General features: G+C 57.6%; 25 protein-coding genes. 6 read left to right on the forward strand and 19 right to left on the reverse strand.

The genetic code is table 11. The features are described 5' to 3' along the window. Position 1 precedes the first annotated feature (1 nt). The 4 genes from ACR0IY_RS09005 to ACR0IY_RS09020 are packed head-to-tail and all read left to right on the forward strand — an operon-like array spanning position 2 to position 4,253. Positions 2 to 1,114, forward strand: a complete 1,113-nt coding sequence (locus ACR0IY_RS09005; protein WP_480672390.1) for a fumarylacetoacetate hydrolase family protein — start codon at positions 2 to 4, stop codon at positions 1,112 to 1,114. Between the two features lie 12 nt (positions 1,115 to 1,126). After that, a complete protein-coding gene (locus tag ACR0IY_RS09010) occupies positions 1,127 to 2,629 on the forward strand; it encodes an aldehyde dehydrogenase (NADP(+)) (RefSeq protein ID WP_480672391.1) in 1,503 nt (500 codons plus the stop codon). Between the two features lie 8 nt (positions 2,630 to 2,637). Beyond that, positions 2,638 to 3,393 carry an SDR family oxidoreductase gene (locus ACR0IY_RS09015; RefSeq protein WP_480672392.1) on the forward strand — a complete coding sequence of 252 codons (756 nt, stop codon included), beginning with the start codon at positions 2,638 to 2,640 and terminating at the stop codon, positions 3,391 to 3,393. 17 nt (positions 3,394 to 3,410) lie between these two features. After that, positions 3,411 to 4,253 (forward strand): fumarylacetoacetate hydrolase family protein, encoded by an 843-nt coding sequence (locus tag ACR0IY_RS09020; protein ID WP_480672394.1) that lies wholly within the window; start codon positions 3,411 to 3,413, stop codon positions 4,251 to 4,253. A 201-nt stretch (positions 4,254 to 4,454) separates the two neighbouring features. On the opposite strand, the gene ACR0IY_RS09025 is transcribed toward ACR0IY_RS09020, so the two are convergent. After that, positions 4,455 to 4,745 (reverse strand): winged helix-turn-helix transcriptional regulator, encoded by a 291-nt coding sequence (locus ACR0IY_RS09025; protein ID WP_480672396.1) that lies wholly within the window; start codon positions 4,743 to 4,745, stop codon positions 4,455 to 4,457. A 37-nt stretch (positions 4,746 to 4,782) separates the two neighbouring features. Between ACR0IY_RS09025 and ACR0IY_RS09030 the strand changes: the two genes are divergently transcribed. Then, the gene (locus ACR0IY_RS09030) at positions 4,783 to 5,778 is read left to right on the forward strand and encodes a nuclear transport factor 2 family protein (protein WP_480672398.1); all 996 of its coding nucleotides are present in this window, start codon (positions 4,783 to 4,785) and stop codon (positions 5,776 to 5,778) included. Between the two features lie 219 nt (positions 5,779 to 5,997). Here ACR0IY_RS09030 and ACR0IY_RS09035 read toward each other — a convergent pair whose 3' ends face one another. The 17 genes from ACR0IY_RS09035 to ACR0IY_RS09115 form a co-directional block, all read right to left on the reverse strand. Continuing rightward, positions 5,998 to 6,969 (reverse strand): PLP-dependent cysteine synthase family protein, encoded by a 972-nt coding sequence (locus ACR0IY_RS09035; RefSeq protein ID WP_480672400.1) that lies wholly within the window; start codon positions 6,967 to 6,969, stop codon positions 5,998 to 6,000. A 354-nt stretch (positions 6,970 to 7,323) separates the two neighbouring features. After that, the gene (locus ACR0IY_RS09040) at positions 7,324 to 7,509 is read right to left on the reverse strand and encodes a hypothetical protein (protein ID WP_480672402.1); all 186 of its coding nucleotides are present in this window, start codon (positions 7,507 to 7,509) and stop codon (positions 7,324 to 7,326) included. A gap of 72 nt (positions 7,510 to 7,581) precedes the next feature. Beyond that, on the reverse strand, positions 7,582 to 8,034 hold the full coding sequence (locus ACR0IY_RS09045) for an SRPBCC family protein (protein ID WP_480672404.1): 453 nt from the start codon (positions 8,032 to 8,034) through the stop codon (positions 7,582 to 7,584). Between the two features lie 106 nt (positions 8,035 to 8,140). Next, positions 8,141 to 8,953, reverse strand: a complete 813-nt coding sequence (locus ACR0IY_RS09050) for an XdhC family protein (RefSeq protein ID WP_480672406.1) — start codon at positions 8,951 to 8,953, stop codon at positions 8,141 to 8,143. 12 nt (positions 8,954 to 8,965) lie between these two features. Next, on the reverse strand, positions 8,966 to 10,105 hold the full coding sequence (locus tag ACR0IY_RS09055; RefSeq protein WP_480672408.1) for a vWA domain-containing protein: 1,140 nt from the start codon (positions 10,103 to 10,105) through the stop codon (positions 8,966 to 8,968). Between the two features lie 47 nt (positions 10,106 to 10,152). Further along, positions 10,153 to 11,019 (reverse strand): AAA family ATPase, encoded by an 867-nt coding sequence (locus tag ACR0IY_RS09060; protein ID WP_480672410.1) that lies wholly within the window; start codon positions 11,017 to 11,019, stop codon positions 10,153 to 10,155. A 53-nt stretch (positions 11,020 to 11,072) separates the two neighbouring features. Next, positions 11,073 to 13,490 carry an aerobic carbon-monoxide dehydrogenase large subunit gene (locus tag ACR0IY_RS09065; protein WP_480672412.1) on the reverse strand — a complete coding sequence of 806 codons (2,418 nt, stop codon included), beginning with the start codon at positions 13,488 to 13,490 and terminating at the stop codon, positions 11,073 to 11,075. Then, the gene (locus ACR0IY_RS09070; RefSeq protein ID WP_093963851.1) at positions 13,487 to 13,981 is read right to left on the reverse strand and encodes a (2Fe-2S)-binding protein; all 495 of its coding nucleotides are present in this window, start codon (positions 13,979 to 13,981) and stop codon (positions 13,487 to 13,489) included. The genes ACR0IY_RS09065 and ACR0IY_RS09070 overlap by 4 nt, the downstream gene beginning before the upstream one ends. Before the next feature lie 13 nt (positions 13,982 to 13,994). Then, positions 13,995 to 14,828, reverse strand: coding sequence for an FAD binding domain-containing protein (locus tag ACR0IY_RS09075; protein ID WP_480672414.1), 834 nt, complete (start codon positions 14,826 to 14,828; stop codon positions 13,995 to 13,997). Positions 14,829 to 14,966: 138 nt separating this feature from the next. Next, positions 14,967 to 16,049 (reverse strand): MHYT domain-containing protein, encoded by a 1,083-nt coding sequence (locus tag ACR0IY_RS09080; RefSeq protein WP_480672416.1) that lies wholly within the window; start codon positions 16,047 to 16,049, stop codon positions 14,967 to 14,969. A 479-nt stretch (positions 16,050 to 16,528) separates the two neighbouring features. Continuing rightward, complete coding sequence (locus tag ACR0IY_RS09085; RefSeq protein WP_480672418.1) at positions 16,529 to 17,656, reverse strand: Gfo/Idh/MocA family protein; 1,128 nt, start codon at positions 17,654 to 17,656, stop codon at positions 16,529 to 16,531. Next, complete coding sequence (locus ACR0IY_RS09090) at positions 17,653 to 18,714, reverse strand: sugar phosphate isomerase/epimerase family protein (RefSeq protein WP_480672420.1); 1,062 nt, start codon at positions 18,712 to 18,714, stop codon at positions 17,653 to 17,655. The genes ACR0IY_RS09085 and ACR0IY_RS09090 overlap by 4 nt, the downstream gene beginning before the upstream one ends. Positions 18,715 to 18,777: 63 nt before the next feature. Continuing rightward, entirely contained in the window at positions 18,778 to 19,902 is a 1,125-nt protein-coding gene (locus tag ACR0IY_RS09095) for a substrate-binding domain-containing protein (protein WP_480672422.1), read from the reverse strand. Between the two features lie 30 nt (positions 19,903 to 19,932). Beyond that, positions 19,933 to 20,886: an ABC transporter permease gene (locus ACR0IY_RS09100; RefSeq protein ID WP_480672424.1), complete on the reverse strand. Its 954-nt coding sequence runs from the start codon at positions 20,884 to 20,886 to the stop codon at positions 19,933 to 19,935. After that, complete coding sequence (locus tag ACR0IY_RS09105; protein ID WP_480672426.1) at positions 20,883 to 21,842, reverse strand: ABC transporter permease; 960 nt, start codon at positions 21,840 to 21,842, stop codon at positions 20,883 to 20,885. The genes ACR0IY_RS09100 and ACR0IY_RS09105 overlap by 4 nt, the downstream gene beginning before the upstream one ends. Then, the gene (locus ACR0IY_RS09110; protein ID WP_480672428.1) at positions 21,839 to 23,359 is read right to left on the reverse strand and encodes a sugar ABC transporter ATP-binding protein; all 1,521 of its coding nucleotides are present in this window, start codon (positions 23,357 to 23,359) and stop codon (positions 21,839 to 21,841) included. Before ACR0IY_RS09110 ends, ACR0IY_RS09105 begins: the two co-directional genes overlap by 4 nt. Beyond that, positions 23,356 to 24,204: a sugar phosphate isomerase/epimerase family protein gene (locus ACR0IY_RS09115; RefSeq protein WP_480672430.1), complete on the reverse strand. Its 849-nt coding sequence runs from the start codon at positions 24,202 to 24,204 to the stop codon at positions 23,356 to 23,358. The genes ACR0IY_RS09110 and ACR0IY_RS09115 overlap by 4 nt, the downstream gene beginning before the upstream one ends. A 111-nt stretch (positions 24,205 to 24,315) precedes the next feature. Here ACR0IY_RS09115 and ACR0IY_RS09120 point away from each other — a divergent pair, with 111 nt between their 5' ends. Next, entirely contained in the window at positions 24,316 to 25,332 is a 1,017-nt protein-coding gene (locus tag ACR0IY_RS09120) for a LacI family DNA-binding transcriptional regulator (protein WP_480672432.1), read from the forward strand. Positions 25,333 to 25,525: 193 nt separating this feature from the next. On the opposite strand, the gene ACR0IY_RS09125 is transcribed toward ACR0IY_RS09120, so the two are convergent. Then, the gene (locus tag ACR0IY_RS09125) at positions 25,526 to 26,950 is read right to left on the reverse strand and encodes a uracil-xanthine permease family protein (RefSeq protein WP_480672434.1); all 1,425 of its coding nucleotides are present in this window, start codon (positions 26,948 to 26,950) and stop codon (positions 25,526 to 25,528) included. Between the last annotated feature and the right edge of the window lie 50 nt (positions 26,951 to 27,000).

Below are 27,000 nucleotides of genomic sequence, written 5' to 3' on the forward strand. Positions count from 1 at the left end.
AATGACCATACCTACATTGGAACCAAACGGGCTGTGGCTCGGCCGTCTTGAGCGTGCTGGCGTTGGACCCAGCGTGGTAACCCTGCGCAATGGGCAGGTTGTCGATATTACGTCGAAAACGGCACCAACCGTCCGGGACATTCTGGAGCGCGACGACGCAGCGGATTATGTGCGCACCGCGCAAGGTGAAGATATCGGCCCAACGGACGCCGACCACCAATGGCTCGCGCCGTGCGACCTGCAGGCGGTTAAGGCCTGCGGCGTCACATTTGCCGGCTCCATGGTTGAGCGCGTGATCGAGGAACAGGCCGCAGGCGATCCTGCCAAAGCCGACGCGATCCGGGCGCGCATCGGGGACCGGATCGGGGACAGCCTCTCGAACATCGTTCCGGGATCGGACGCGGCCGGAGAGGTCAAAGAAGCACTGATCGCTGCAGGTCTCTGGAGCCAGTATCTGGAGGTTGGAATCGGCCCTGACGCCGAGGTGTTTTCAAAAGCGCAGGTCCTTTCGTCAGTCGGGTTTGGCGCTGATATCGGGCTGCACCCCGTATCGACCTGGAACAACCCCGAGCCCGAAGTTGTTCTGACCGTCACCTCAAAGGGCGAGATCAAGGGCGCAACGCTGGGCAATGATGTGAACCTGCGCGATGTCGAAGGGCGTTCGGCGCTGTTGCTGAGTAAAGCCAAGGACAATAACGCCTCCTGCGCGATCGGGCCTATGATCCGGTTGTTCGATGATGGGTTCACACTGGACGATGTACGTCAGGCTGAACTGACGCTGACCGTCACCGGACTGGATGGATTTATCCTGAACGGCAGCTCATCCATGTCGCAGATCAGCCGCGATCCTGCCGATCTTGTGAAACAGACAATTGGACGTCACCACCAATATCCTGACGGACTGATGCTGTTTCTTGGCACTCTGTTCGCCCCGACCCAAGACCGGGATACGCCCGGCGGCGGGTTCACGCATAAACTTGGTGACGTCGTCACTATCGCCAACACCCGGCTTGGAGCGCTGACAAACACCGTGCGCCTGTCGACAGAATGCCCCGAATGGACCTTTGGGGCGTCACATCTGATGCGAAACCTCGCCCATCGCGGCCTGCTGTAAGTGAGAACGAATATGTTGACTGGAAAACACCTGATCGCCGGTGAATGGGTCGGCGCAGCTGCAACTTTTGCATCCGAACCCGCACATGGGCCAAGCCATGACTTTTCTGTCGGGACAGCGGCGATGGTCGATACCGCAGTGGAAGCGGCAGAGGCGGCGTTTGCCACTTTCGGGTGGTCCTCGCGTACAGAACGCGCCGCCCTCCTGCGCAAGATTGCGGATGAGATTGACGCGCGCGGGGATGCCATCACCAAAATTGGCACTCAGGAAACCGGTTTGCCCGGGGCACGTCTGCAGGGGGAACGTGGCCGCACCGTCGGCCAGCTGCGTCTTTTCGCCGATCACATCGAAGCGGGTGACTATCTGGACATGCGCCATGACCCGGCCATGCCGGATCGCGCACCCCTGCCCCGCCCCGACCTGCGCATGATCCAGCGCCCGCTGGGTCCTGTTGCGGTGTTTGGCGCGTCGAACTTCCCGTTGGCTTTCTCGGTTGCGGGGGGCGATACCGCCGCGGCACTGGCCGCAGGATGCCCCGTTGTTGTCAAAGGCCATTCCGCCCATCCCGGCACAGGTGAGATCGTGGCGCAAGCCATCGACGCCGCCATCAAGGCAACAGGGGTTCACCCCGGAGTGTGTTCACTTGTTCAGGGCGGCAAACGGGATGTGGGCACGCGTCTGGTGCAGCATCCTCTGATCCGAGCTGTGGGCTTTACTGGCAGCCTGGCGGGCGGCCGCGCCCTATTTGACCTGTGCGCGCAGCGGGATGAACCCATTCAATTCTTCGGCGAACTGGGTTCGGTCAATCCAATGTTTATCTTACCGCAAGCCGCAGCTGCGCGCGGGGCCGAGATTGGCGCGGGCTGGGCGGCTTCGCTAACGATGGGCGCCGGTCAGTTCTGCACCAATCCCGGTATTGCCGTGATCATTGACGGACCCGACGCCAATGCATTTCAGGCAGCAGCTGAGGCCGGCCTATCCGCCGTAGCCGAACAGACTATGCTGACCGATGGGATTGCGGCAGCGTATCGCGACGGTGTCACGCGCGTCGCCGCCGGAACAGGTGTATCCAAGATCATGGGCACCAGTTGCGAGACACGCGATGCGGCCCCCTACTTGTTCGCTGTTTCCGGAGAGGACTGGCTGGCCGATCACAAGCTGCAGGAAGAGGTTTTCGGACCGTTGGGCATTATCGTTCGCGTGAAAGACACCTCACAAATGCAACAGATCGCGCGCGCCATCGAAGGGCAGCTAACCTGTACCCTGCATCTGGACGCAGGCGACAAACCCGACGCTCAGGCACTGCTTCCGCTGCTTGAACGAAAGGCGGGGCGCCTACTGGCCAACAGTTTCCCGACCGGCGTTGAAGTGTGCGACAGCATGGTTCACGGCGGTCCCTACCCCGCCTCAACCAACTTTGGCGCAACATCCGTGGGCACATTGTCGATCCGGCGCTTTCTGCGGCCAGTCTGTTATCAGGACATCCCAACGGATCTTCTGCCCGAGAAACTGTGAGGCAACCAATGACGACATTCAAACCATCGAACCGGCTTGCAGGCAAAACAGCCTTAATTACAGCTGCCGGGCAAGGCATTGGCCGCGCAACCGCCGAATTATTTGCGGCCGAAGGCGCACGCGTGATCGCCAGCGACATCAACGATGCTTCGCTGACCGAATTGGGCGGTATCGCGGGTATCGAGCCGCTCAAGCTGGACGTAACAGACAATGAGGCTGTGACAGCCGCTGCGGCCGACCTGCCGAATCTGGACATTCTGTTTAATTGTGCGGGCTATGTTGCAGGGGGCTCTATCCTTGAGTGCAGCGAAAAGGATTGGGATTTCAGTTTTGACCTCAACGTCAAAGCCATGTTCCGACTGATCCGCCTGACTCTTCCTGGAATGCTGGAAGCAGGCGGTGGTTCAATCATCAACATGTCGTCGGTCGCATCATCCATGAAGGGTGTGCCCAACCGGTTTGCCTATTGCGCATCAAAGGCAGCGGTCATTGGCCTTACGAAATCCGTTGCTGCTGATTTTGTAACTCAAGGCATCCGATGCAACGCGATTTGTCCCGGCACCGTCGACAGCCCCAGCCTGCATGACAGACTGCGCGCCACCGGGGACTATGAACAGGCAATGACCGATTTCATTGCCCGTCAGCCGATGGGCCGAATTGGCACCGCGGAAGAGATCGCAGAACTGGCTCTGTATTTGGCCAGCGATGCCAGCAAATACACGTCGGGTCAGCCCTTTGCCATCGATGGTGGCTGGACGATCTGAACAGGAAGGACTTTACAATGAAACTGCTACGTTATGGCCTCAAAGGCTTTGAGAAACCTGGCATATTGGCCTCGGACGGCTCGGTTCGTGACCTATCCGGTGTGGTCGATGACATATCGGGCAATACTCTCGGCGACGCCGTTCTTGAACAGTTGCGGGCAGTCGATGTGGACAGCCTGCCGGTGGCAGATGGAGATTCACGCATCGGTCCTTGCGTCGGCAACGTCGGCAAATTCATCTGCATTGGTCTGAACTATGCCGATCACGCGGCGGAAAGCGGAATGGAACTTCCTGCTGAGCCAGTGATCTTCTTCAAGGCCACCTCTGCCATCGTCGGCCCCAATGATACGGTGGAAATCCCGCGCGGATCGGTAAAGACCGATTGGGAAGTGGAGCTGGGCGTCGTCATCGGCAAGGAGGCAAAATATGTTTCAGAGGCCGAAGCCATGGACCACGTCGCCGGGTATTGCGTTGTGAACGATTTGTCAGAGCGTGACTTTCAGCTTCATCGCTCGGGCCAATGGGTCAAAGGAAAGTCCGCCGACACGTTTGGCCCAATCGGCCCGTGGCTGGTGACACGAGACGAGGTGCCAGACCCGCAAAATTTGCCCATGTATCTTGAGGTGAATGGGCACCGGTATCAGGATGGGTCAACCAAAACAATGCATTTTGGGGTGGCAACCGTCATTTCGCACCTGTCGCAGTTCATGTCACTCCAACCCGGGGACGTGATTTCTACCGGAACGCCCCCGGGCGTCGGTATGGGGCAAAACCCGCAAACCTACCTGAAACCCGGCGACAAAATGGAGCTTGGTATCGAAGGGCTGGGCGTGCAACGGCAGGATGTAATCACAGGTTAGTCGAGGCTCAGGCATCTGAGTTTGCCCCAGTGGACTAAGTTAGGACGGTCCAAAGCCGTCGTTGTACCCCATTAGTTATCGCTTCGGTACGGTCCCTCAGACCGACCTTCGCTGCGAGCGCAAAAATCAGGAGCTTGCTGAACCAGCGCAATGCGGACTAAGTGGCCGTCCTAGATTTTCAGCCCTGAGTCCGCTTTGAAGTTAACTTGCCTGCTCGCGGTCGAACTGCATGCGAAATTGCCTGACTTCGTCCATCTGTTCATGCGACCAAAAGACAAGCGGTTTCAGCATTTCGAGTAGGCTTCGACCCAGTGGTGTCAATTCGTAGGACACGGCCACTGGTGGCCCGGGATCGACGGTGCGGGTCAAGTAACCGTCGCGCTGCAATCCCCGCAGGTTTTCGGTAAGCACACTTTGTGTGACGTCTCCGATGCAGCGTTTGAGGTCGCCAAAGCGTTTTGGCTCATCCTCCAGCGCGAGGATGATGATCATTCGCCATTTACCAGTCACATTAGATAGCACGGAACGGATGGAGCAGTTGGAAGCTTCTGCTTTGTTGGCAACGCCTATAGGTAGCATATCAGTCTCTGGTATTGTTTCGAAACTAGGAGACACCATAGCCATGAATTGGCTATTGCGCAACGCACTGAAGAATATTGCAGTAGTGTTGAGCATACTAAGTCAGTTTAAAGTACGTAATTGCAATGTGGTATGGTTTTGCTACCACGTATTGAGAGGATACGAATCAAAGGATAAAGCCATGTCTCCTAAAGAACTTGTAATCGCACTCTTCACCGCAGCATTCGCGGATCACGATCCGGAAGCCGCGCGGCAGCTCGTTACCCCGGACTACATTCAACACAACCCTCAAATCCCGACCGGCGCTGAAGGGTTGGTTGGCCTGATACCTTTGGTCGAGCAATCCGGAATGACTGGCACCACCCATCGCGTCATCGCCGAAGGCGATATGGTCGTATTGCATAGCACTTTTGAAAACGCTGATGCGTTTGGCGCACCTACCCTTGCCGCATTCGACATATTCCGGGTGGAGGACGGCAAAGTCGCCGAACATTGGGATAACCTGCAGCCGGTTCCAGAAACAACAGTGTCTGGCCGAGGTATGACCGATGGACCAACCGAGATCACAGATCTCGACAAAACCGAAGAAAACAAAGCGTTGGTTCTTGGGTTTGTGCGCGATGTCTTGGGCGGGGCCGCACCAGAGAAAGCACCCATGTATTCTGAGGTCTACATGCAGCACAATCCAATGCTTGCCGATGGGATCGATGGCCTGATCGAGGGTACGAAGGCTTGGGCCGAACAGGGCAACGTCATAACTAAATTCGAGCCTCAGATTGTTGTGGCAGAAGGCAACTTTGTCTTTGTCGCTTCAGATGCCACTGTCAGCGAGAAACCTTGGGCTTTCTTTGACCTTTGGCGCGTCGAAGACGGAAAGATTGTTGAACATTGGGACGTTGTTTCGCCCACCCCTGCGGAAATGGTGCACGCGAACGGCAAGTTCTGAGTTTTGCGGAAAAAGGGCGGGCCAGAAATTTCTAGCCCGCCAGCCCAAAACTGACGTTCGAACAGAACGCAGCATCAAACACTTCGGGCTCACCGCGAGCATTCTTTTGCATCCTGAACGAACGGCAGGGTTTAGGGCCGAAATTTCTGGTCCCGTGATTCGACCTGACAGCTTTGCAGGACAGAGCCGACCCATTACAAAGCTTCTTGAATGACCGCTTCATGCAAACAGATCAGTCGAGAGATATTTCAAACCTGAATCGCAGACAATGACTGCAATAGTCTGCCCTTTGTGGGGACCTTTTAGCAGTTCTAGGGCTCCGGCAACATTGGCACCGGCGGAGAAACCAGCGAAAATGCCTTCTAGTCGAGCTAGGTCGCGCGAAGTCTGACGTGCCGTGTCTCCATCAACTTGCAAGAACCCATCCCAGTTCAGGCCCCGCAAGAAGTCAAGATCGCCCATGACGTAGCCGCCACCCTGAATTGGATGCTCAGGTTTCACCGCATCCAGCCCTGCGATCACAGCGGCACCTTTTGGTTCAATCGGATAGCATTTGATATCCGGGTTTTGTGCTCGAAGAAATTTGGATGTCCCCGCAAGCGTTCCGCCTGAACCCACGAAATCGCAAAAAGCGTCGATCCTACCGCCGGATTGTTCCCATAACTCCGGCCCAGTCATCTGTTCGTGAGACTCCGGGTTGCCCGCACGACGGAATTGGTCAGCGCGAAACGCATCGCGTTCTTCGGTCAACTCGGTCGCAACGCGATCCACTTCCGCTAGATCAGCGCCAGAAACTTCCCCTGGACGGCTTTCCGGCAATTGATCGACCAACACCACTTCCGCACCAAGGGCTGCCATCATTCGCGCGCGTTCTTGCGAATTACCTTTGGACATGACCGCCACAAAGGGATAGCCCTTGATACCGCAAATAATAGCGAGACCTGTACCCATATTGCCGCTCGTTAATTCGACGACGGTTTGTCCGGGTATCAGAGTGCCGTCGCGCTCAGCCGCTCTGATGACACCAAGAGCGGCTCGGTCTTTCTTGGAAAACCCAGGGTTCAGGTGATCCAGTTTCGCAAGGATAGCACCCTCACAGCCGTAGTGTTTCACCAGCCGATCAAGACGTACCAGAGGCGTATTACCAATTGCTCCAAGAATGGAGTCGAGTGTTTTAGTAATTATCTGCATCTCGACGGAATTTATTAGGCTTAGGTCAGCCTTCGATAGTGGACCAGGGTAACTCTAAATCAAAACCGAGCCTAGGAAAGCCGCCATTCGCGACGATGCAGCATTCTAAAGGTACAGGCTCGCTGCAGGCCTTAGGTGCAACGCCGCATTGTGGCTCACACTCTAGTTGTCTGGCTCTGGAACGGCCCAAAGCGGCCTTTGAGTCGATAGTGGAGATGTTGCGTTTGCAACCCGTATTGCTGACATTCGCTGCAATTGCATTTTTCGTAAATTTGCACGTTCACGCAGTGCGAACAATGCAGCCAGCGCCTGATCAGCAAAAAGTTCGTGCCGAGGTGTAAATTCTCATCGCGGCTATGGTTTGGTGCCCGCTGCCTCGCTCTCGGAACATTGCTGCCGCAATGCCCTGCCGGGCAGTGGATGATGGGCGCGGATCACGGTGCTGTCGATCATTTGCGTGTTGTGAGGAACGGCTCCGCTTTGGTTCAAAGTATCCATCATCGACTCCCATAACAGGTCGGACAGGTACAGACGTGACATCACCGCTTTAGCGGATCAATAATTTTGCCAAAACCGCTTGACTGGGAAGGCCTCGTTACCGAAGTCCTGACCCTAACCGACGTTTTGCTCAGCGACGATTTCCCCAAACCTTTCAAAAAACTTGGCTGAAAGTTTTTTTGCAGTCCCTGCAATCAACCGGCTGCCCAATTGCGCTATTTTTCCGCCGATTGTGACCTTGGCAGTATAGGATAAAACCGTTTCCTCGCCTTCCGTGCTAAGATTGACATCCGCACCCCCTTTGGCAAAGCCCGCAGCGCCACCTTTTCCTTCACCAGTCAGGGAAAACTCATCCGGAGCTTTGGAGTTGTCCAATGTCACTTCGCCGCTGAACCGAGCCTTGACGGGGCCGATTTTGAGCACAACTTTGGCCTCCAAGTGCTCGGGAGAATGCTGGATCAATTCCTCACAACCGGGAATGCACTCTCGCAACACATCCGGATCATTTAGCGCTCGGTACACGACGTCACGCGGAGCAGAGATACGGATTTCGTCATTTAGTTCCATTTGAGAGTCCTTTACTCAACAGCATCTTGGGAAAACGCGAAGTGCGGTCTCGGTCGCCTCTTCCGGGGTCTGTTCCGGCTTCACAGTCCGAAAGGACTGCAACCATTTACGCCATTTTTTCATCATGCGACGTCTCCTTGGAATTGTCTGAATTTCGCCAGAGGATGATCTCGGCGAGGATCGACAGTGCGATTTCGTGCGGGTCGATTGCACGGATATCCAGACCGGCCGGTGACTTGAGCCGACTGGTCTGCTCGGCGGTCAATCCCTGCGCTTCCAACCTCTCGCACAACACCTTGGCTTTGCGGTGGCTCGCGACCATCGAAACGCGTCGTGCTGGTGATTCAAGCGCAGATTTCAGCGCTGCGCCATCCCCCTTCCCCTGTGAGGCGACCACCGCGAAATCGCGTGGTTCAACGCCCAATGCGCTTAGGTCATTCGGATCAAAACCGATGAAGTCCACCGAGCTTTCTGAATCTTCAGGCAAACAAACGCGCAACCCGGTCAGCGCCGCATGCGCGGCAAGCGCATGTGCAATCGGAGACTCTCCGAAAATGATCAGGCGCGGGGCGTGCTGATAGGGTTCGATCAGCAAATCGACCGTTCCGCCCGAAGGACAACCGCTTTTGAAGGTCTCAACACCATCCGGGTCTGTCATCGCCACTACCTTGTCCGAAGGTTTCACACGGATCATTTTCGGAGTTCCACCCGCAAGTGCCTCCTGCGCCGATGCGCGTACGACGCGCTGCACGCACGCTCCGCCCAGATGCCCCAAAATACACCCGTCCCGCGTGATCACGGCCTTGCCACCTGCCTTGGCCGAGGTTGCGTCGGCAGTGCGAAGGACCGTTGCCACGCAAAAGGCGTCGCCTTTTTGGCGCAACTCCTCAATCGTGTCGAAAATGTCGAAACCTGCCATCGCCGTGTCCTTTCACAGTTTTCGGAATTCGGGTTCCAACGCCGCCAGCGCGTCGAGTGTGTTGGCCGGTAGGTGCGCATCCAGATAAGGTCCTGCTGCCTGCATTGCGGCGGCAATGGGCTGATAGTTCTTCCATCCTTTAAGCGGATTCAGCCAAACAATCCGCCGCGCCTTGCGCCGAATCCGAGCCAGAGCATCTCCCAGGGCTTCAGGCGATGCGCTGCAATAGCCGTCCGAGAGGATCAATACGATCGTCCGCCCGTTCAATGCAAGGGCACCGTATCCGTTCAGAAACCTCTCAAGGCTTCCCGAAATGTCGGTCCCACCGCCGAACCCTTCGGCCATAAGTGATAACCGTCCAGCCGCGCGCAGCGTGTCATGATCGCGCAGTGCATCAGTCACACGCATCAAACGCGTGTGGAACAAATAGGCATCTGCCTCAGCTCCACTACCGATCAATCCTTTCAAAAAGGCCAAAAAGACCCGTGAATAAACCGTCATCGACCCGCTGACGTCACACAAGGCCACAATTCGCATTGGGCGTGATGGGCGAGCGCGGCGATACAGATCGATCGGCTCTCCTCCTCGTGCGAGGCTGGCACGTTGAATCCGGCGCATGTCCAACGCAGAGCCCCGCAGAGCTTGCTTTCGCCTACGCGAGCGGCGGTCGCGGATCGCACGCGCGATGGCGGTCGCGGCCTGTTCCGCCTGCCTCAGGGCGTCTTCATCCATAAGCTCGCGCAAATCCCGGCGCGACAGGTTGGCCGTACGGGTTGCAATCAGCTTCCCATCTCTCCCCGCGGCCTCCCCATCGCCGGAATCGGGTGTGGCGGCCTGATCCGCACCGGTCTCGAATTCCTGAACATCCTGGCTCTCTTGCTGCCAGATCATCGGCTTGGCGGATTGAACTCGCACGTGCGCGGTTTGGGCGGTCCCCGTTCGCTGCTTGCCAGTGTTAAACCAATAGGCTTCGAAGAGGTCATCAAACCTCCGCCAATCGTCGGCGTCGCCGGCCAGCAACACGCAAAGCGCCTGCTGGGCCTGTCTGACATCCAACACCTCAATCGCCGCCAGCGCAGCCAATGCGTCCCCCGTTTCAGCTGGCCCGACGCGCAGTCCGTTCATACGCAAATGTGCGATGAATCCCGACATTCGCTCCGACAAACCAGATGCGCGAGTGGGGAACCGGGTGACCTGCATCACGCTACCTTTCCGATCAGACGATCCGTTACCTCGGGCGGAGCGGCGTCGTAGTCGGCTGCGGTTTTCAAAAGGCAAACAAGGGTCGCCTGAACCTCTTCGCGGGACTGCGCCATGTCGTTTACACCCAGCCCCGAAAGAGCCGCCGCCCAGTCCAACATTTCGGCAATGCCAGGGGTCTTTTCCAAGTCTTCTTTGCGCAGCGCCTGTACAACGCCAACAATCTGACGCGCCAACAGCCCTTCAACTTCAGGCATGCGTGCTTTCAGGATCGCCATTTCCGTTTCGCGCGATGGGTAGTCGAGGAAACTATACAGGCAACGACGCCGCAGCGCGTCTGAAAGTTCCCGAGTCCCATTCGCCGTCAGGATCACGATGGGCCGCGAACGCGCCTTGATGGTGCCAAGCTCGGGGATGGTGATCTGAAAGTCCGACAAAATCTCCAGCAGATAGGCCTCAAACTCCTCATCCGCACGGTCGATTTCATCAATCAGAAGAACAGGAGGTTCTTCTTCGCTGATTGCGTCTAGTAAAGGTCGCTTCAGCAGATAGTCATCAGTGAATAGCTGGGCCTCGCTGGTGCCACCCTGTGCCTCGCTTGCACGAATAGCCAGCAACTGGCGCTGGTAATTCCATTCATAGATCGCGTGGCTGGCATCCAGCCCTTCGTAGCATTGCAACCGGATCAATCGCGTCGCGCGCTGTGCCGCCAACGCCTTTGCGACCTCGGTTTTTCCGACCCCTGCTGGTCCTTCCAACAGCAGCGGGCGCCCAAGCATCTGCGCCAGATGAAGCGCCATCGCCAATCGGTCATCGGCAACATAGCCCACCTCGGCCAAGCCATGCTGTATGTCTTGCAAGCTCATGCAATTCTCCCGGATTGCCGCCGCGCCGTGTTTAAGCGCGGCGGCTTTTCCTGTTAGCCGTGCATTCCCAGACCGTTGGCGATCTTCCAGATACGCCAGTGGTCATGCGGCATGTGGCTCTGGACAAGGCCAAATGGGCGGAATGCATCATGCACCGCGTTCGAGAACGCGGGCACGCCGCCGACATTCGGGCTCTCGCCCACGCCCTTAGCACCGATCGGGTGATGCGGAGATGGCGTCACCGTATGATCGGTGGTGTAGTTGGGCGTCTCCCACGCCGTGGGCAGGAAGAAGTCCATCAAGGTACCAGTCTTGACGTTGCCCATCTCATCATAGGCGATTTCCTGACCCATAGCGATGGCCAGCGCTTCGGTCACGCCACCATGGACCTGCCCTTCGATGATCATCGGGTTGATCCGGGTTCCGCAGTCGTCCAGCGCATAGAATTGCCGGACATCCCATTCGCCGGTATCCACGTCGATCTCCATGACACAGATATAGGCTCCGAACGGATAGGTCATGTTCGGTGGGTCATAGTAGCTGACAGCCTCCAGACCGGGTTCCAGCCCCGGAATGGCCTGGTTATAGGCGGCGAAGGCGATTTCCTTCATGGTTTTGAACCGCTCAGGCGCACCTTTGACAGAGAACCGATCCACGTCCCATTCGACGTCGTCGTCGTGGACTTCAAGCAAGTAAGCCGCGATCATCTGTGCCTTGGCGCGGATTTTGCGGGCGGCCATCGCCGTTGCCGCGCCGGCCACGGGTGTCGACCGGGACCCATAGGTACCAAGCCCATAAGGTGCGGTATCAGTGTCGCCTTCTTCCAGCGTGATGTCATCGGCAGGCAGGCCGATCTCGCTGGCGATGATCTGAGCAAAAGTCGTAGCATGGCCCTGACCTTGGCTGATCGTCCCCAGCCGTGCGATGGCCGAACCGGTTGGGTGAATCCGGATTTCGCATGAGTCGAACATTCCCAACCCAAGGATATCGCAGTTCTTGACCGGTCCAGCCCCGACGATTTCAGTGAAATGCGTCAGGCCGATGCCCAGCAGTTTACGGGTCTTTCCGGCTTTGAAATCCTCGATCCGCTGCGCCTGTTCCGCCCGCAGACCGTCATAGTCAACAGCCTTCAACGCTTTGTCCCATGCGGTGTGATAGTCACCCGAGTCATATTCCCATCCCAGCGCGGACTGATATGGGAACTGATCCTTGCGGATAAAGTTGATCCGGCGTAGCTCGGCCGCGTCCATGTTCAGCTTGATGGCCAGAACCTCGATCATCCGCTCGATGAAATACGCAGCCTCGGTCACTCGGAAAGAGCAACGATAGGCGACACCGCCTGGTGCCTTGTTGGTGTAAACACCGTCCACAGCCAGATAGGCGGTCGGAATGTCATACGACCCGGTGCAGATGTTCATGAACCCGGCCGGGAACTTTGTCGGGTCGGCACAGGCGTCAAATCCACCATGATCTGCTGTGGTATGGCACCAGAGACCAGTGATCTTGCCATCCTTGGTCGCAGCGATCTTGCCCTGCATCCAGTAGTCGCGGGCAAAGGCGGTGGACATAAGGTTTTCCATCCGGTTCTCGACCCATTTCACCGGTTGGCCGGTGACAATAGAGGCTACAACCGAGCAGACATAACCCGCATAGGCACCAACTTTGTTACCGAAACCGCCACCGATATCAGGGCTGATCACCCGGATATTGTGCTCGGCGAGACCAGAGATCAGCGACACAACGGTTCTGATCGCGTGCGGGGCCTGGAATGTACCATAAAGTGTAAGCTTACCGGTCACCTTATCCATCGAAGCCACACAGCCACAGGTCTCCAGCGGACATGGGTGGGTCCGATGGTAGTAGACCATCTCTTCGGCCAAGACATCGGCTTCCCCCAAAACGGCCTCGGTCGCGTCTTTGTCGCCCTGTTCCCAGGTGAAGATATGGTTGTGATGCTTGCGCGGGCCATGGGCGCCTTCGGTCTGACCCGCAAGGTCTTCACGCAAGATAACATCGGATTTCAGCGCTTCGAACGGGTCGGTCAGGACGGGAAGTTCTTCGTACTCAACCTCGATCAGCTCTGCCGCATCCGCTGCGATGTATCGATTTTCGGCGACGACATAAGCGACTTCCTGGCCCTGAAACAGAACCTTGCCATCAGCCAGCACCATTTGCTTGTCACCGGCCAGCGTCGGCATCCAATGCAGACCCAGCGGAGCCAGATCTTCGGCGGTCAACACGGCAACAACTCCGGGAATGGCCAGCGCGGCGTCCTTGTTCACACTGACGACACGGGCATGTGCGTAAGGCGAGCGGACAAACGCGCCGAACAGCATCCCGTCCAGCTTTATGTCATCGACATAGTTGCCCTTGCCTTGGGTAAAGCGCACATCCTCGACGCGTTTGCGCGAGCTTCCCAACCCTTTGAGGTTGGCGGCGCGCTCTTCGGGGGTCATGGTTTGATCGTTCATTCCGCGGCCTCCTTCTGAGCATTGAGCATGTCAGCCGAGGCTGAGATCGCCTTAACGATGTTCTGATACCCGGTACAGCGGCAGAGGTTTCCGGCCATGCCAAAGCGGATTTCTTCCTCGGTCGGATTCGGGTTTTCCTGCAGCAGGCGATGCGCGCGGGTGATCATGCCCGGCGTGCAGAAGCCGCACTGTAGCCCGTGATGTTCACGGAACATCTCTTGCAACACACCCAGGCTGCCATCGTCATTGGTCAACCCCTCGACGGTGGTGATGTCAGCACCGTTTACTTGCGCCACGAAAGTTGTGCAGGATTTGACGGATTTACCGTCGATATCGACGGTACAGGCGCCGCAGTGGCTGGTCTCGCACCCGATATGAGGGCCGGTGATTTTCAGATCTTCCCGCAGGAAGTGGATCAACAGCGTGCGAGGTTCGGCCAGACCTTCGACCTGCTTGCCGTTCACGGTGAGTTTGACGTGCATCTTCGACATGAGTGTTCCTCCCTCAGCCCGCGCGGCTTTGCGCGCGATCGATGGCGCGGCGCAGCATCACGGCGGCCACGTGTTTTTTGAATTCGACGGGGCCGCGGTTGTCAGCCACCGGGTCGATCGCGTCGAGCATCGCTGCGACGCAGCCTTCGACATCACCACCCGCCAATGCACTGCTCGCACTTTCGGACCAGACGGGAGTATCGGCCAGATTGGTCATCGCAACTGACGCCATACCATTTCCAACCATCACTGCGGCGGCAGCGGTCGCGTAGTCGCCTATCTTACGTTTTTGCTTTTCGTAAGCCTGCCCTACGTCGGATCCGGGGACCGGAATCGAGATACGGGTCAGGATTTCCTCATCTTCGCGGGCGGTGAAGTAGGCGGCCTCATAAAAGTCACGCGCCGCAACGTTGCGATTACCATCGGGACCGGACAACTCAAACGTCGCGTTCAGGCATTGCATCAGCCCCGGCATATCATTGCCCGGATCGCCATTGGCCACGTTGCCACCGACTGTACCCATATAACGCACCTGCGGATCAGCGATCTGCATTGCAGCTTCGCGGATCAACGGAATGGTGGAGGCCAACCCGTCATGCGTGATAAGTTCATGTTGCGTGACCATCGCACCCAAGGACACTGTGTCAGTCCCAATTTCGACACCTTTCAATTCGTCTATCGCCTGCAAGTCGACCAGATGGCTCATCTCAGCCATACGCAGCTTCATCATTGGGATCAGACTGTGCCCGCCCGCGATCACGCGCGCCTCGTCTCCGTGTTCTTGCAGAATGCCGATGGCCGAGGCGATATCGCCTGGCCGGTGATACTCAAAACCGGCTGGTATCATTTTTTCCTCCCTGGGTCCGAGCGTTATGCCTTGGGGGACCTGAGGTAAGGAAAGAACGTGTGACTCAAGGCTTCCAGCGATCGGGAACAGGGCGCGCGAGTTGAATCACGAAATGCGAATAGGCTGCACGAACTGCGATCAGAGGCCTAAAGCCTCGCGAATGTCCGTTAGGCGGGACCGGCTGACCGGCACTTTGGCCAATGCGTCGACACCATCAAAATAACAGGTGCCGTTGTCCTTATGACGTTCAAAGCCAGAGACATGTTTGGGGTTCACCAGATAGCTGCGATGGGCGCGCAAAAACCCGTCTGTTTTCAGGCGGTTTTCGGCCTCGGTGATCGACCATGGACAGAATAGTTTTTCAACACCCATATAGAGAACCGTATAATGCCCCTCGGCCCGGATGGCGGCAATGCTGGCGGGGTCTGTGAAATATGTCTGGCCTTCACGCTCGAACGGAACTCCGGCGCGCAGGATTGCGGGTTCCAGCGTGCGTTCCGGTTCAGGCTTTTCCTTGGGCTCGATGAACGAAATCCCGGTCAGCAGAAAAGCTCCGCATATCAGGAAAACCGAAACTGTGACGCCCATCGCCAGAACCTGATTATCCAGCGCGGGCCCCGCACCGCCGGCGGTGTCAATTGCCACAAAGTCAGTCAGACCGGTAGCCACAAAGTGCATCGTAAATACGGCCAACCCAAAGCAAACTGTGCCCAGTAGAATATTGCGTTGCGTGCGGTTACCATAAGCAACCCAAATAGCCGCGACCGACAGGATCACCGACGCCAAAGTCGCCAGAGCCACGTCCAAAACATTGTACACAGGGCGGCATAACTGCATTCCGGCCATGCCAATGTAGTGCATCACCACGATGCCCAGCCCCACGATCACCCCTGATCCGATCATCGTCTGAGGCGTACGCGGGCGGAAATGCAGCAACAGCAGCGCCAACCCAACCATCAGGATCGCTACAAGCGCGGAGATCAGAGTGATCAGAGCGTCGTAGTAAAACAGTATCGGCAGCTGCAGGCCCAGCATTGCTACGAAATGCATCGACCAGATACCGCCGCCCAGAATGACCGCAGCCAGAGCAACGACAAACTTGCGGCGTTGGCTATCCAGCCGGGAAGCGCCATGCGTCAGATAAAGGCCGGTAAATCCGGCCATCAGCGCCACGGCCAAAGAGGCCGCCACAAGCCAGGCATTGTGCGAATAGTCCAGCATATAGGTGTACCCGCCCTCCCCAGCGCGTGTCTGACGTTAGCAAACTGAAATTCCCGGCACAATCTACTCTGACCGGAGGGCAACATTACGCGCAGAGGAATTCGAACTGTCTTAGCGAGGCTAGCAAAGCTGTCCTGTGTCCGGCACCGAGTTCGCGCCATTCGGCAGCAGCGGCGGAACCCGTCTGCACGAAAGTTTCCTGGCTAGAGAGGTATCGCTCTTGGTTAAAGTGGTTGCGGATCTAGACATGAAAGTTAGCGATTACTGGACATTGCATTCAAGTTGCGTCCAAGCAAGATTCACCGCTACAGACATTTTGCCTGCCTCCTACTGCTACCGACCTATCCGGACGATCACCATGTAGAGTTCGGGCCAGACCGGAGCAAAGATCCAGTAGGCCCGAAGGCAACGTGACCGACTAGGCGCGAACTCCATGAAGGTCAATGGTCAAAGGTTTGCAACAGGTCCGAAAGCTTTCATCACACATCCACCCGATGCCATCGGCTGTTGTCATCAGACGAGGCAAGCGCAGCAGAGATGAAGGCCATTCCCAGCAATCCGTCCTGTAGGCCGGGCACGATCCGATCAGCGTCGGGTGCCCCGGATATCAAATCCGCCGCTTCGGCATAGAGCGTTGCGAATCCTTCGAGATACCCTTCGGGATGCCCGGGTGGAATCCGAGTGGCCCGTTGTGCCGCGAGGGATGTAACCGCACCTGATCCGCGTGTCAGTGTTTGGCGTGGTTGACCAAAAGGTGTGAAAGACAAGTGATTGGGATGCTCCTGAGACCATTCCAAGCCTCCTGTCTCGCCATAGACTCGCAAACGCAGGCCATTTTCGTTGCCAACGGCCACTTGGCTTGCCCATAACATGCCCCGCGCGCCACTTTCGTATCGAAGCAGAATATGTGCGTTGTCATCCACTTGCCTGCCCGCAACCATGCTGGACAGATCAGCCGATAGACTGGACGGAGCCTCGCCCGTGACGAAATGGGCCAAGTTGAACGCGTGGGTGCCGATATCACCGATGGCCCCGGCCCCCGACCGCGCCGGGTCGGTGCGCCAGTCGGCCTGTTTGTTGTCCACATCGGCGGGTTCGGTCAGCCAGTCCTGCACGTATTCCACTTGCACCAGCCGCAGCCTGCCCAATTCGCCCGCCTTCACCATGTCGCGCGCCTGACGGATCATCGGATAGCCGGTGTAGTTATGGGTCAGGATGAAATGCGCGGATGAAGCGTCGGCCGCTGCCTTAATACCGGCGGCATCCTCAGACGTGGCAGCCAAGGGTTTGTCGCAGATCACATGGATACCGGCCTGCAAAAACGCAATCGCCGGGTCGGCGTGCATGTGGTTTGGGGTGACGATGGCCACCGCGTCAATGCCATCTTCGCGTGCAGCCTCGGCTTCGGCCATCTGTCGAAAATCGGCATAAGTCCGGTCGGGCGCGATCCCCAGTTCCTGCGCCGAGGTTGCAGCACGCTGCGGGTCGGAGGACAACGCCCCCGCCACCAGTTGCCATCGCCCGTCCAATCGGGCCGCGATACGATGCACAGCTCCGATGAAAGCGCCCTGCCCGCCGCCGACCATGCCCAGTTTCAACGGTGTCATTGGTCCAACCCCAGCATGGATCGGATCATAGCCTGATCAACCTCACCACCTGCGAAATCGTCAAATGCCTTGTCGGTGGTCTCAATGATATGGCGCGCAATGAAGGGGGCGCCCTCGGCGGCCCCCTGTTCGGGCGACTTCAGGCAACATTCCCATTCCAGCACCGCCCAACTGTCATAGCCATACTGCGTCAGTTTCGAGAAAACCGCACTGAAATCCACCTGCCCGTCACCAAGCGAACGGAATCGCCCGGCCCGGTCGGTCCAACCTTGATAGCCGGAATAGACGCCTTGCCGCCCGGTCGGATTAAACTCGGCATCCTTGACGTGAAAGGCGCAGATGCGCTCGTGATAAAGGTCGATGAATTCCAGATAATCCATCTGCTGCAACAGGAAGTGCGAGGGGTCATAGTTGATCCGGCAGGCCTCGTGCCCGTCCACAGCATCAAGGAACATCTCGAATGTTGCCCCGTCGAATACATCTTCTCCGGGGTGGATTTCAAAGCCGATGGCGACGCCCTGATCCGCATAGGCATTAAAGATCGGGCGCCAGCGGCGGGCGAGTTCCGAGAACGCCTCTTCGATCAGACCCTGTGGCCGTTGCGGCCAGGGATAGAGATAGGGAAAAGCCAGCGATCCGGTAAAGCTGACCGTGGTATCCAGCCCCATGCGCCGGGCCGCAATAGCGGCTTTCTTGACCTGATCCACGGCCCATGCCTGGCGCGCTTGCGGGTTGCCATGCACGGTCTCGGGCGCAAAGGCGTCAAAAGTCTGATCATAGGCAGGATGGACGGCGACCAACTGCCCCTGCAGATGGGTCGATAGCTCGCTAATCTCAACGCCCGCATCGCGGCAAACGCCCAGCAATTCGTCGCAATAAACCTGACTGTCGGCAGCCTTATCCAGATCGAACAAGCGCCCGTCGAACGTCGGGATCTGTACCGCCTTGTACCCAAGACCCGCTGCCCATTCCGCAATCGACCCCAGCGAATTGAACGGGGCCGCATCATCCGCAAACTGCGCCAGAAATAGCCCCGGCCCCTTGATCGCACCCGGCATGTAATCCTCCCTCGAATATTTCGTGTGTCAGGCCCCCAACCGGGGCCTGACGGGTTCAGGCGATTACTTGCCGCCCCAGCGCTCGGGGTAGCCCGGCATGTCTTCGCAGCCACAACCCGCGTAGTGCAGTGGAGGCATTGCAGGGTTCACGAAATCAGCCAGATTGTCGTTGGTGATTGCCGGTTGCGGTAGGTTCCATTCTGGTCCGGGGATCGCCTCGCCATCCAGAATCATCAGAGCCGCCAGAATGGGTGTGCGCCACTGATATGTCGGGTAGGTGGGCGCGATCGTGTTCAAGCCAATCTCCTGCCACTTCTGCAGAAAGTCTTGCTGGTCTTCACCTGTGACAATCGGCACGTCCAGCCCCATATCCTCGAACGCCTCGATCGCCGCGACCGAGGTTGCACCGGCATCCATCCAGACCGCGCCCAACTGGGTACCGCGCTGGATGTAGTCCTCGACAATCGCCTTGGTCTTGGCACGGTCGCCATCAGTAAACTCGGCCCCGACGATGTTCAAACCCGCCTCTTCCAGAATGCGTTTCGCGGCGGAATACCGGGTTTCCAGAACATCCACACCCGGCAGTATGCGCAGCATCAACACATCGGACCCTGCGGGTGCGTTGGCGGCGATGAACTCACCGGACTGGATGCCAAAGCCGTATCCACCAACCGGCTTAATGAATGTGACCGGGCAATCGGTATTCACGCCCCGGTCAAACACAATGACGGGAAGTTGCTCACAGGCTTTTTCCACAGCGGGAGTCAGAGCTGCGGTTGTGTTGGGGGACACTATGAGGGCGTCACAGGTGCCACCGGCCAGCAGGTCCTCGATATCAGCAATCTGCTTGTCGTCCGAACCCTCGGCATCTGTCACCACGAACTCGGCGATGTTGTCATGCTGTTCGACCTCGGCCTGCATGGTGTTCCAGCCGACCACGCGCCATGGGTTGTTCACGCCCGCGTTCGAGAAGCAGATGGTGTGCGGGCCGTCTTTCTTGAAACCCGAAGTATCGGCCATCACGTCGCCATAGTGCTGCAACCACGGGGTTGCCGCATCGCCATTGGCCGCCGCGCCCAGCATGTCCTTTTGCTTGGCAAACTCAGCCGGATCATCGAAATTCTGTGCCTGCGCTGGCACAGCCGCTATCAGCGTCGCGATGGCTGTCGCCGTGAATTTATTCATCATCTTGTTTCCTCCTCTGAAAATGTCGGGCGCCTATCCCCCGGATCGGCGTCGTCGGTATCCGGCGATCACCACCGCCGAGATCAAAATCAGCCCCTGGACCACATCGCGGATGGGTTTCGGAAAGCCCAGAATGTTGAGCAATGTGAACATCGCCTGCAAAACCAATGCCCCGGCGATGGTTGCCCCCACGGTCCCGCGACCACCTAGCAATTGCGCGCCGCCAATGACCGCGGCAGTGATCGCCTGCAATTCCAGCCCCACGCCCACATCGGTAGACACGCCCGCGAAACCTCCCAGCAATATCCCTGCGATGACGGCCGAGACCGATGACATGACAAAGGCGACAATACGTGTTTCCGTGAGTGGGACGCCGGCCAATAAAGCGGCCTTTGGGTTGTCGCCCATGGAGATCAGGCGCTTGCCGTAATTCGTGCGGTGCATCAGCCACCACATCGCAGCGCAGACCACGACCATCACGACCACCGCAACGGGCAGAATTTTGACCAACGGCAGGTCCTTGATGAGGTAGCGCCCAAAGAACCTGAAGTTTTCAGGCAGATAGCCGCGCGGCGCGCCTCCTGACCATGTCAACGCAACACCGCTGAGTGTGATCATCATCCCCAGCGTCGCGATGATCGACGGTACGCGCAGCCACGAAACCACCAGCGCATTTACCGTCCCGATGATCACACCCACGCCCAGCATTGCAAGGATCACCCACCAAGTTGCGCTGGCATCCCCATCAAGCAGGATCGAGCTGCCGATCACCGTCAGCGTCACCAAGGCCCCCGCCGACAGATCAAACCCGCCAGAGTTGATGACGTAAAGTTGCCCTACGGCCAAAATCGCAATTGGCGCGGCGCGTTTGAGAAAGTTCATGTATCCGGTCGGCTGCAGGAAATAGGGCGACAGGATCGCAATCGCGACAAACAGCAACGCCAGCACCAGAAACACCGGGTTGATCTGTTTCAGCCGAGCCATCATGCCTCGATCCTCCGGCTGCGCACCGCATAGACGGCTACGGCGGCCACGATGATGACCCCGCGCAGGATTTGTTTGGCAAAGGCATCGACGCCCGCGATGTTGAAGATCGAGTCGATCAGCGAGAAGATCATGACCCCCATCAGCGTGCCCCAGACCCCTCCGCGCCCGCCAGACAGGGCGGTGCCGCCGATGACCACAACAGCGATGGATTCTAGATCATAGACCCCGTCCCGTCCGATCCACGGCGCGCCCGAGCGTAAGCGGCTGGCCAGATACAGACCCGCGATGGTGGCGCAGACGGAGCAAATCACATGCGCCATGATGACAACGCGCGTGGTGCGCATCCCTGCAAGTTTGGCGGCGTCTGGGTTGCCTCCAACGGAATAGATATTCGACCCCGCACGCGTGAAGCGCAGGAACACCCAGGCCGCGACAGTCAAGCCGATCAGAAAGATCAGGCTGATCGAAATGCCGCCGACCTGGCCATAGGCGAGGACCTGAAACTCTTCCGGAACCTCCCCAGCAAAATTGTTGAAGGTGGCGCTCAATAGCCCTTGCAGGATCAGCGCCATGCCTAGGGTGGCAATCAGTGGGTTGACCTCGAACTGGGTTATCACCAGCCCGTTGATCAACCCGACCACAACCCCCACCGCTAAAACGGCAGCAATTGCGGGCAGCATCATCGACGGATCGCCCGACATGATAGAGGAGGCCAGCACCGCCGAGACCGAAATCAGGTTCGCAACGCTCAGGTCTATGGACGCAATCAGAATGGCAAATGTCTGCCCGATCGCAGTGATCCCCAACGCGATGGAACGGCCTAGCAGGCTGAGCAGGTTTTCGGCAGTCAAATACTGCGTCTGACCGGTCGCGACAGCGATACCAACATAAACCGCCATCGCTGCAAGCAGCAAAAGGAACGGAGCCAGCGTGGCAAGGTTGCGGGGCCGTCTCATGTGCCCTCCAGCTCAAGATGCGCCTCAGTCGCGGCATGCATGACCTCGCCTTCACTGGCGCCATGACCAAATTCCGCCACGATCTTGCCATCGCTCATCACCAGCACCCGGTCCGAGATGCCCAGCACCTCGGGCAGGTCAGATGAGATAGCCATTACTGCTACCCCCTCTTGCGCCAGTTTGCGCATCTGGGCGTAAATCCCGGCCTTGGTGTTGACGTCGATACCGCGTGTCGGTTCGACAAAGATCAGAACCTTCGGGGCCAGTGACAGCCAGCGCGCGACGATGGCCTTTTGCTGATTGCCACCGGACAGAGACTGAATCTCGACCTCATAATTGGCGGCACGCAGATCAAAGGCATCGAACAATTCGTCCATCTGTTCGAGCGAGGCAATCGGCGTTTTGTTCGGCGCGCCCAACGCCCCGGAAAACGCCCGGGCCGAGATCATCCCGTTGTCGCGCACTGATTGCATCAGCATCAGCCCCTCGACCTTGCGGTCGCCGGGCAGCATGGCGATCCCGACCTTGGCCGCACTGCGCGGACTGGTCAGCATGACCGGCTTCCCTTCAACTGTCACATCGCCCGTTTCAAACGGTTCCGCGCCGAACAGGGCCAACGCCAGCGCCGTGCGACCCGCGCCCTGCACACCGGCAAACCCGGTGATCTGGCCCGCGCGCAAGTCCAGATCGATGTCGAACAGGCGGTTATTGCCGCCGCCGCGAACGGCCAGCACAGCCTCGCCAACCTCATCCGATGTGGCGGGTTCGGGGTAGAAATGGCCGATATCGCGCCCGACCATCGCCTCGACGATCTGGCTGGTTTCGGGGACATGATCGAACGCGGCCGCGACCTTGCCGTCCTTGAGGACGGTGACGCGGCCGGCCAGACGGCGAATTTCGCGCATACGGTGTGTGATATAGACAATCGAACGCCCCTGCCCGCGCAGATCGTCGACCAGCTGGAACAGCAGATCACATTCCGTATCGTTGAGCGCCGCCGTTGGTTCATCCATAACGATGACCTGCGCATTCAGCGACAACGCCTTGGCGATCTCAACCATCTGCTGCTGCGCGACGTCCAATTCGCTGACCAATGTGTCCGGGCCAAAGCGATGGCGATCCCCGAACAACGCCAAAACATCCTGCGTTTCTCGGCGCATCAGGTTGGTATCCAGAATGCCCCAACGGCCAGCAGGTTCGCGCCCCAGAAAGATATTCTGCGCCACAGTACGATCCGGCAGCAATGAGAATTCCTGGTAGATCACGCTCACTCCCCGGGCAAGCGATTCCAGCGGGTGCTCGAAACGCACCTTTTCGCCGCGCAGAAAGATGTCGCCTTCTTCCGCCTGATACACACCCGACAGCACTTTCATCAGCGTGGACTTGCCTGCGCCGTTTTCCCCGACCAACGCGTGAACCTCACCTGATCGCGCGGAAAAACTGACCGCGTCCAACGCCTTGATGCCGGGGAATTCTTTGGTGATGTTCTTCATCTCAAAGATGATGTCACCGGTCATGCCCGTCCCCATTCGGTTCGAATGAACGATGCACTATCGCGGAATAGCTGTTCGTGATCGTCAAACATCGGCCGCCAAATCCGCGTCGCGGCAGCAAGTTCCGGCACGCCCGCGCCAAAGGCCTCCATCACCACCCAGCCATCGAAACCGGTGCTTTTGACCGCCGAGAAAATCGTTCGGAAATCAATCTGACCAGTACCCGGCGTCCCGCGATCATTTTCCGAGACATGCAAAACGTTGATCCTGCCCGCCAGTCGTTCGATGGCGGCAGGCTGGTCCTTTTCCTCGATATGAGAATGAAACGTATCGTACATGATGCCAAAGGCGGGATGATCGACCATCTCGCAATAGCGGGCGGCTTGTTCGGCGGTGTTCAGGAAATAAGTCTCGAACCGGTTCAGCGGCTCAAGCGCTAGCTCGATTCCGTGCTTTCTCGCTTTTTCGGCCATGCGATGATGCACCTCTGCGCCGCGCTGCCATTCCTCAATGGTTGGCCCGCTGCCGGTAAAATGCCCAATCGGCGCATGAAACGGCCCTCCAATGGTCCGGGCACCCAAAGCCACCGCACAATCCAGTATCCAGTCGAGATGCGCCAGACCGCGTTTACGGATTTCGGCATCAAGGCTTGTTGGGTCTGCATTCGGATCGGGCACGATGGCCGTGCAGGTTCGATCCAAACCCAGCTTGTCCAATTCGCGCGCCAGCCATTCATAATGATCAGGCATTCCATCCAGCACAGGGATTTCCACGCCGTCATACCCTTGCTGCGCAGCAAGATGGCAATATTTCAACTGCGGCGCATCGATCAGGCCGCCTGTGCACAACAGGTTTACACCCAGCTTCATAGCCCCCCCCGCAGAAAACCAATGTGTAACAGACACGAATCTATGTAATCGTTTTCATTGATAATGTAAACCATTACATTTTGACTGTCAGTCTGCTAAAACCGACACATCATGACGAAACAATCGATAAAAAGACCTACCGTACGGGAAGTGGCGCGTGTTGCTGGTGTTTCGACCGCCACGGTCAGCCGCGCCCTGCAGTCGCCCAACATTGTCTCGGAAAAAACCCGCAAGGCGGTTTTCGACGCGGTTCGCGCAACAGGATATAGCGTCAATACAGCGGCACAAATGCTACGCAGAAATCGGGCGGGCACTGTCCTGGTAATCCTCCCGGACATCGCAAACCCATTCTTTTCCAAGATCCTTTCGGGCATTGAAGAGATCGCCACCCGTGCGAATCTCACCATCCTTATCGGCAACACCAATGGCGACGACGAAAGATACGCCAAGATACTGGAAAACCTGCGAAACGGCCGTGCAGACGGTGCCCTGCTTCTGAATGGCTGCGCGCCGCCAGCGGGCCTTGTGCCCGACGGGGTGCCAGTCCTTTCCATTTCAGAACATCTCGGCGGCACAGAAATTCCGCATGTCGGGACTGACAATGAACGAGCAGCATTCGACGCAACGCGCTATCTTCAATCATTGGGGCATCAGGCGATCGTTCATGTCACGGGACCAAAGGGCAATCCCCTGACCCAGGACCGCCATTCCGGGTATGTCAGAGCCATGCAAGCAGCGGGCCGGCAAAACCTGATTGCAGACGTCGACGGCGGCTTTTCATTTGACGATGGCATACGTGCCGCACACAGTATTCTTGATCAACATCCGGGTGCTTCGGCGGTGTTTTGCGCCAATGACGAATCCGCCATGGGTGTCATCCGTGGGTTCGAAGACGCCGGACTGAACGTTCCAGCACAGATATCTGTCATGGGATTCGACGACATTCCATTCTCAAAAATCTTCCAGCCAAGCCTCACAACTGTGCATCAGGCTCGCAACCAGATTGGTACACGCGCGATGGAGACCCTTCTGGCATTGATGGACGGCGACAAACCAACGGCCAAATCCATTTTCCTGCCCCATGAAATCGTCGTCCGACAAAGCACAGGGGCACCGAACCGGGCATAATCGCAGTACCGCTCAACCAACGTTGCCTCCGAAGAAAATTGGGTTGTTTCTAAAAATTTTGGCATGACCAAAGCCAGCGTCCTTCTGGGCGCATTTACATGGGAACAAGAAGGACACACACACAAAAACGTGGCGCGCCAAGGCGTGCCACGTTTCGTCTTGCGTAGGACTTCAGCCTTTCATGCCAGAGACATCAGACGTGATCGTCATGTCCAATGGAGCCCAGGCCGTGACCCGCCATACCGCCGGAAACCTCTTCCGTCGCTTCGTCCGAAAGCTCTTCGGGAAGAACCAGATTCAGCACAATAGCGATAACCGCAGCGGGAAGAATGCCCGATGTAGCAAGAACCTTTAAGGTTCCCGGAAGATACTGCAGCGCCCCCGGCTCAAGCTGTAATCCCAAACTAAGGCTGAGGGAAATTGCAAAAATCACCATATTGCGGCGGTTCCAGTTCACGTCCGACAGCATCGAGACACCTGCCGCGACCACCATGCCGAACATCACGATGACACCGCCACCAAGGACCTCGATCGGGATCGACGAGATAATTGCGCCAATTTTCGGAACAAGGCCGCATACGATCAGGAAAAGCGCACCGATGGTAACCACCATTCTGCTCATTACCCCGGTCATGGCGATCAAGCCAACGTTCTGACTGAACGATGTGTTCGGCAATGCACCAAAGAGACCCGAGATCGCTGTGCCGATACCATCGGCGTAGGTAGCTCCCTGAATTTCCTTGTCGGTCGCTTCGCGTCCCGCACCGCCTTTGGTGATACCGGATACGTCTCCGACGGTTTCAACAGCCGAAACAAAGGACATCGCACAAAAGCCAACGATGGCCGCAACCGAGAACTCGATCCCGAAATGTAACGGGTTCGGCAGCGCGAATGATGCTGCACGGCCCACATTGCCCAAATTGACCTGCCCCAGAACAAACGCCACCGCGTAGCCGACCAGAAGGCCAACCAGAACAGCCGAAACCGACAACATACCCCGCGCAAAGAACTTCAGACCAAGTGTGACGACGATCACGATTCCGGCCATGAACCAGTTCAAACCAGAACCATATTCCTCGGTCCCGATGGCAGGCACACCACCGGCGGCATACTGAACGCCGACCTTAACCAACGCCAACCCGATCATGGTTACCACAAGGCCTGTGACCAGTGGCGGAAGAGCAAAGCGAATGCGGCCAATGAACAACCCAAGAAAGGCGTGGAATAAACCACCGACGACAACGCCGCCCATCAGGACGGCAATGGCGTCTACACCCTTTCCCACGACAAGCGGGATCATGATTGGGATGAATGCAAAGGAAGTCCCTTGAACGATGGGCAACCGGGCGCCCACCGGACCGACACCGATGGACTGAAACAATGTCGCGACACCCGCAAAGAACATCGACATCTGAATCATATATATCATCTGCGGAAAATCGGGGCTGTTCGATCCGAACCCAAACCCGGCCGCGCCACAAACAATAATGGCTGGCGTGACGTTGGACACGAACATCGCCAGCACATGCTGAATTCCCAATGGCACCGCTTTTATAAGCGGCGGAGTGTAGTTCGGATCGCGGAGCTGTTCCGGCGTTCCGATGGATGCATCTGACATTTGGTATTTCCTCCCTTGAGGTTCGCAAGCCGGCTCCTCTTCCGGTGACG

This window comes from Ruegeria sp. BC1 (assembly GCF_056539305.1).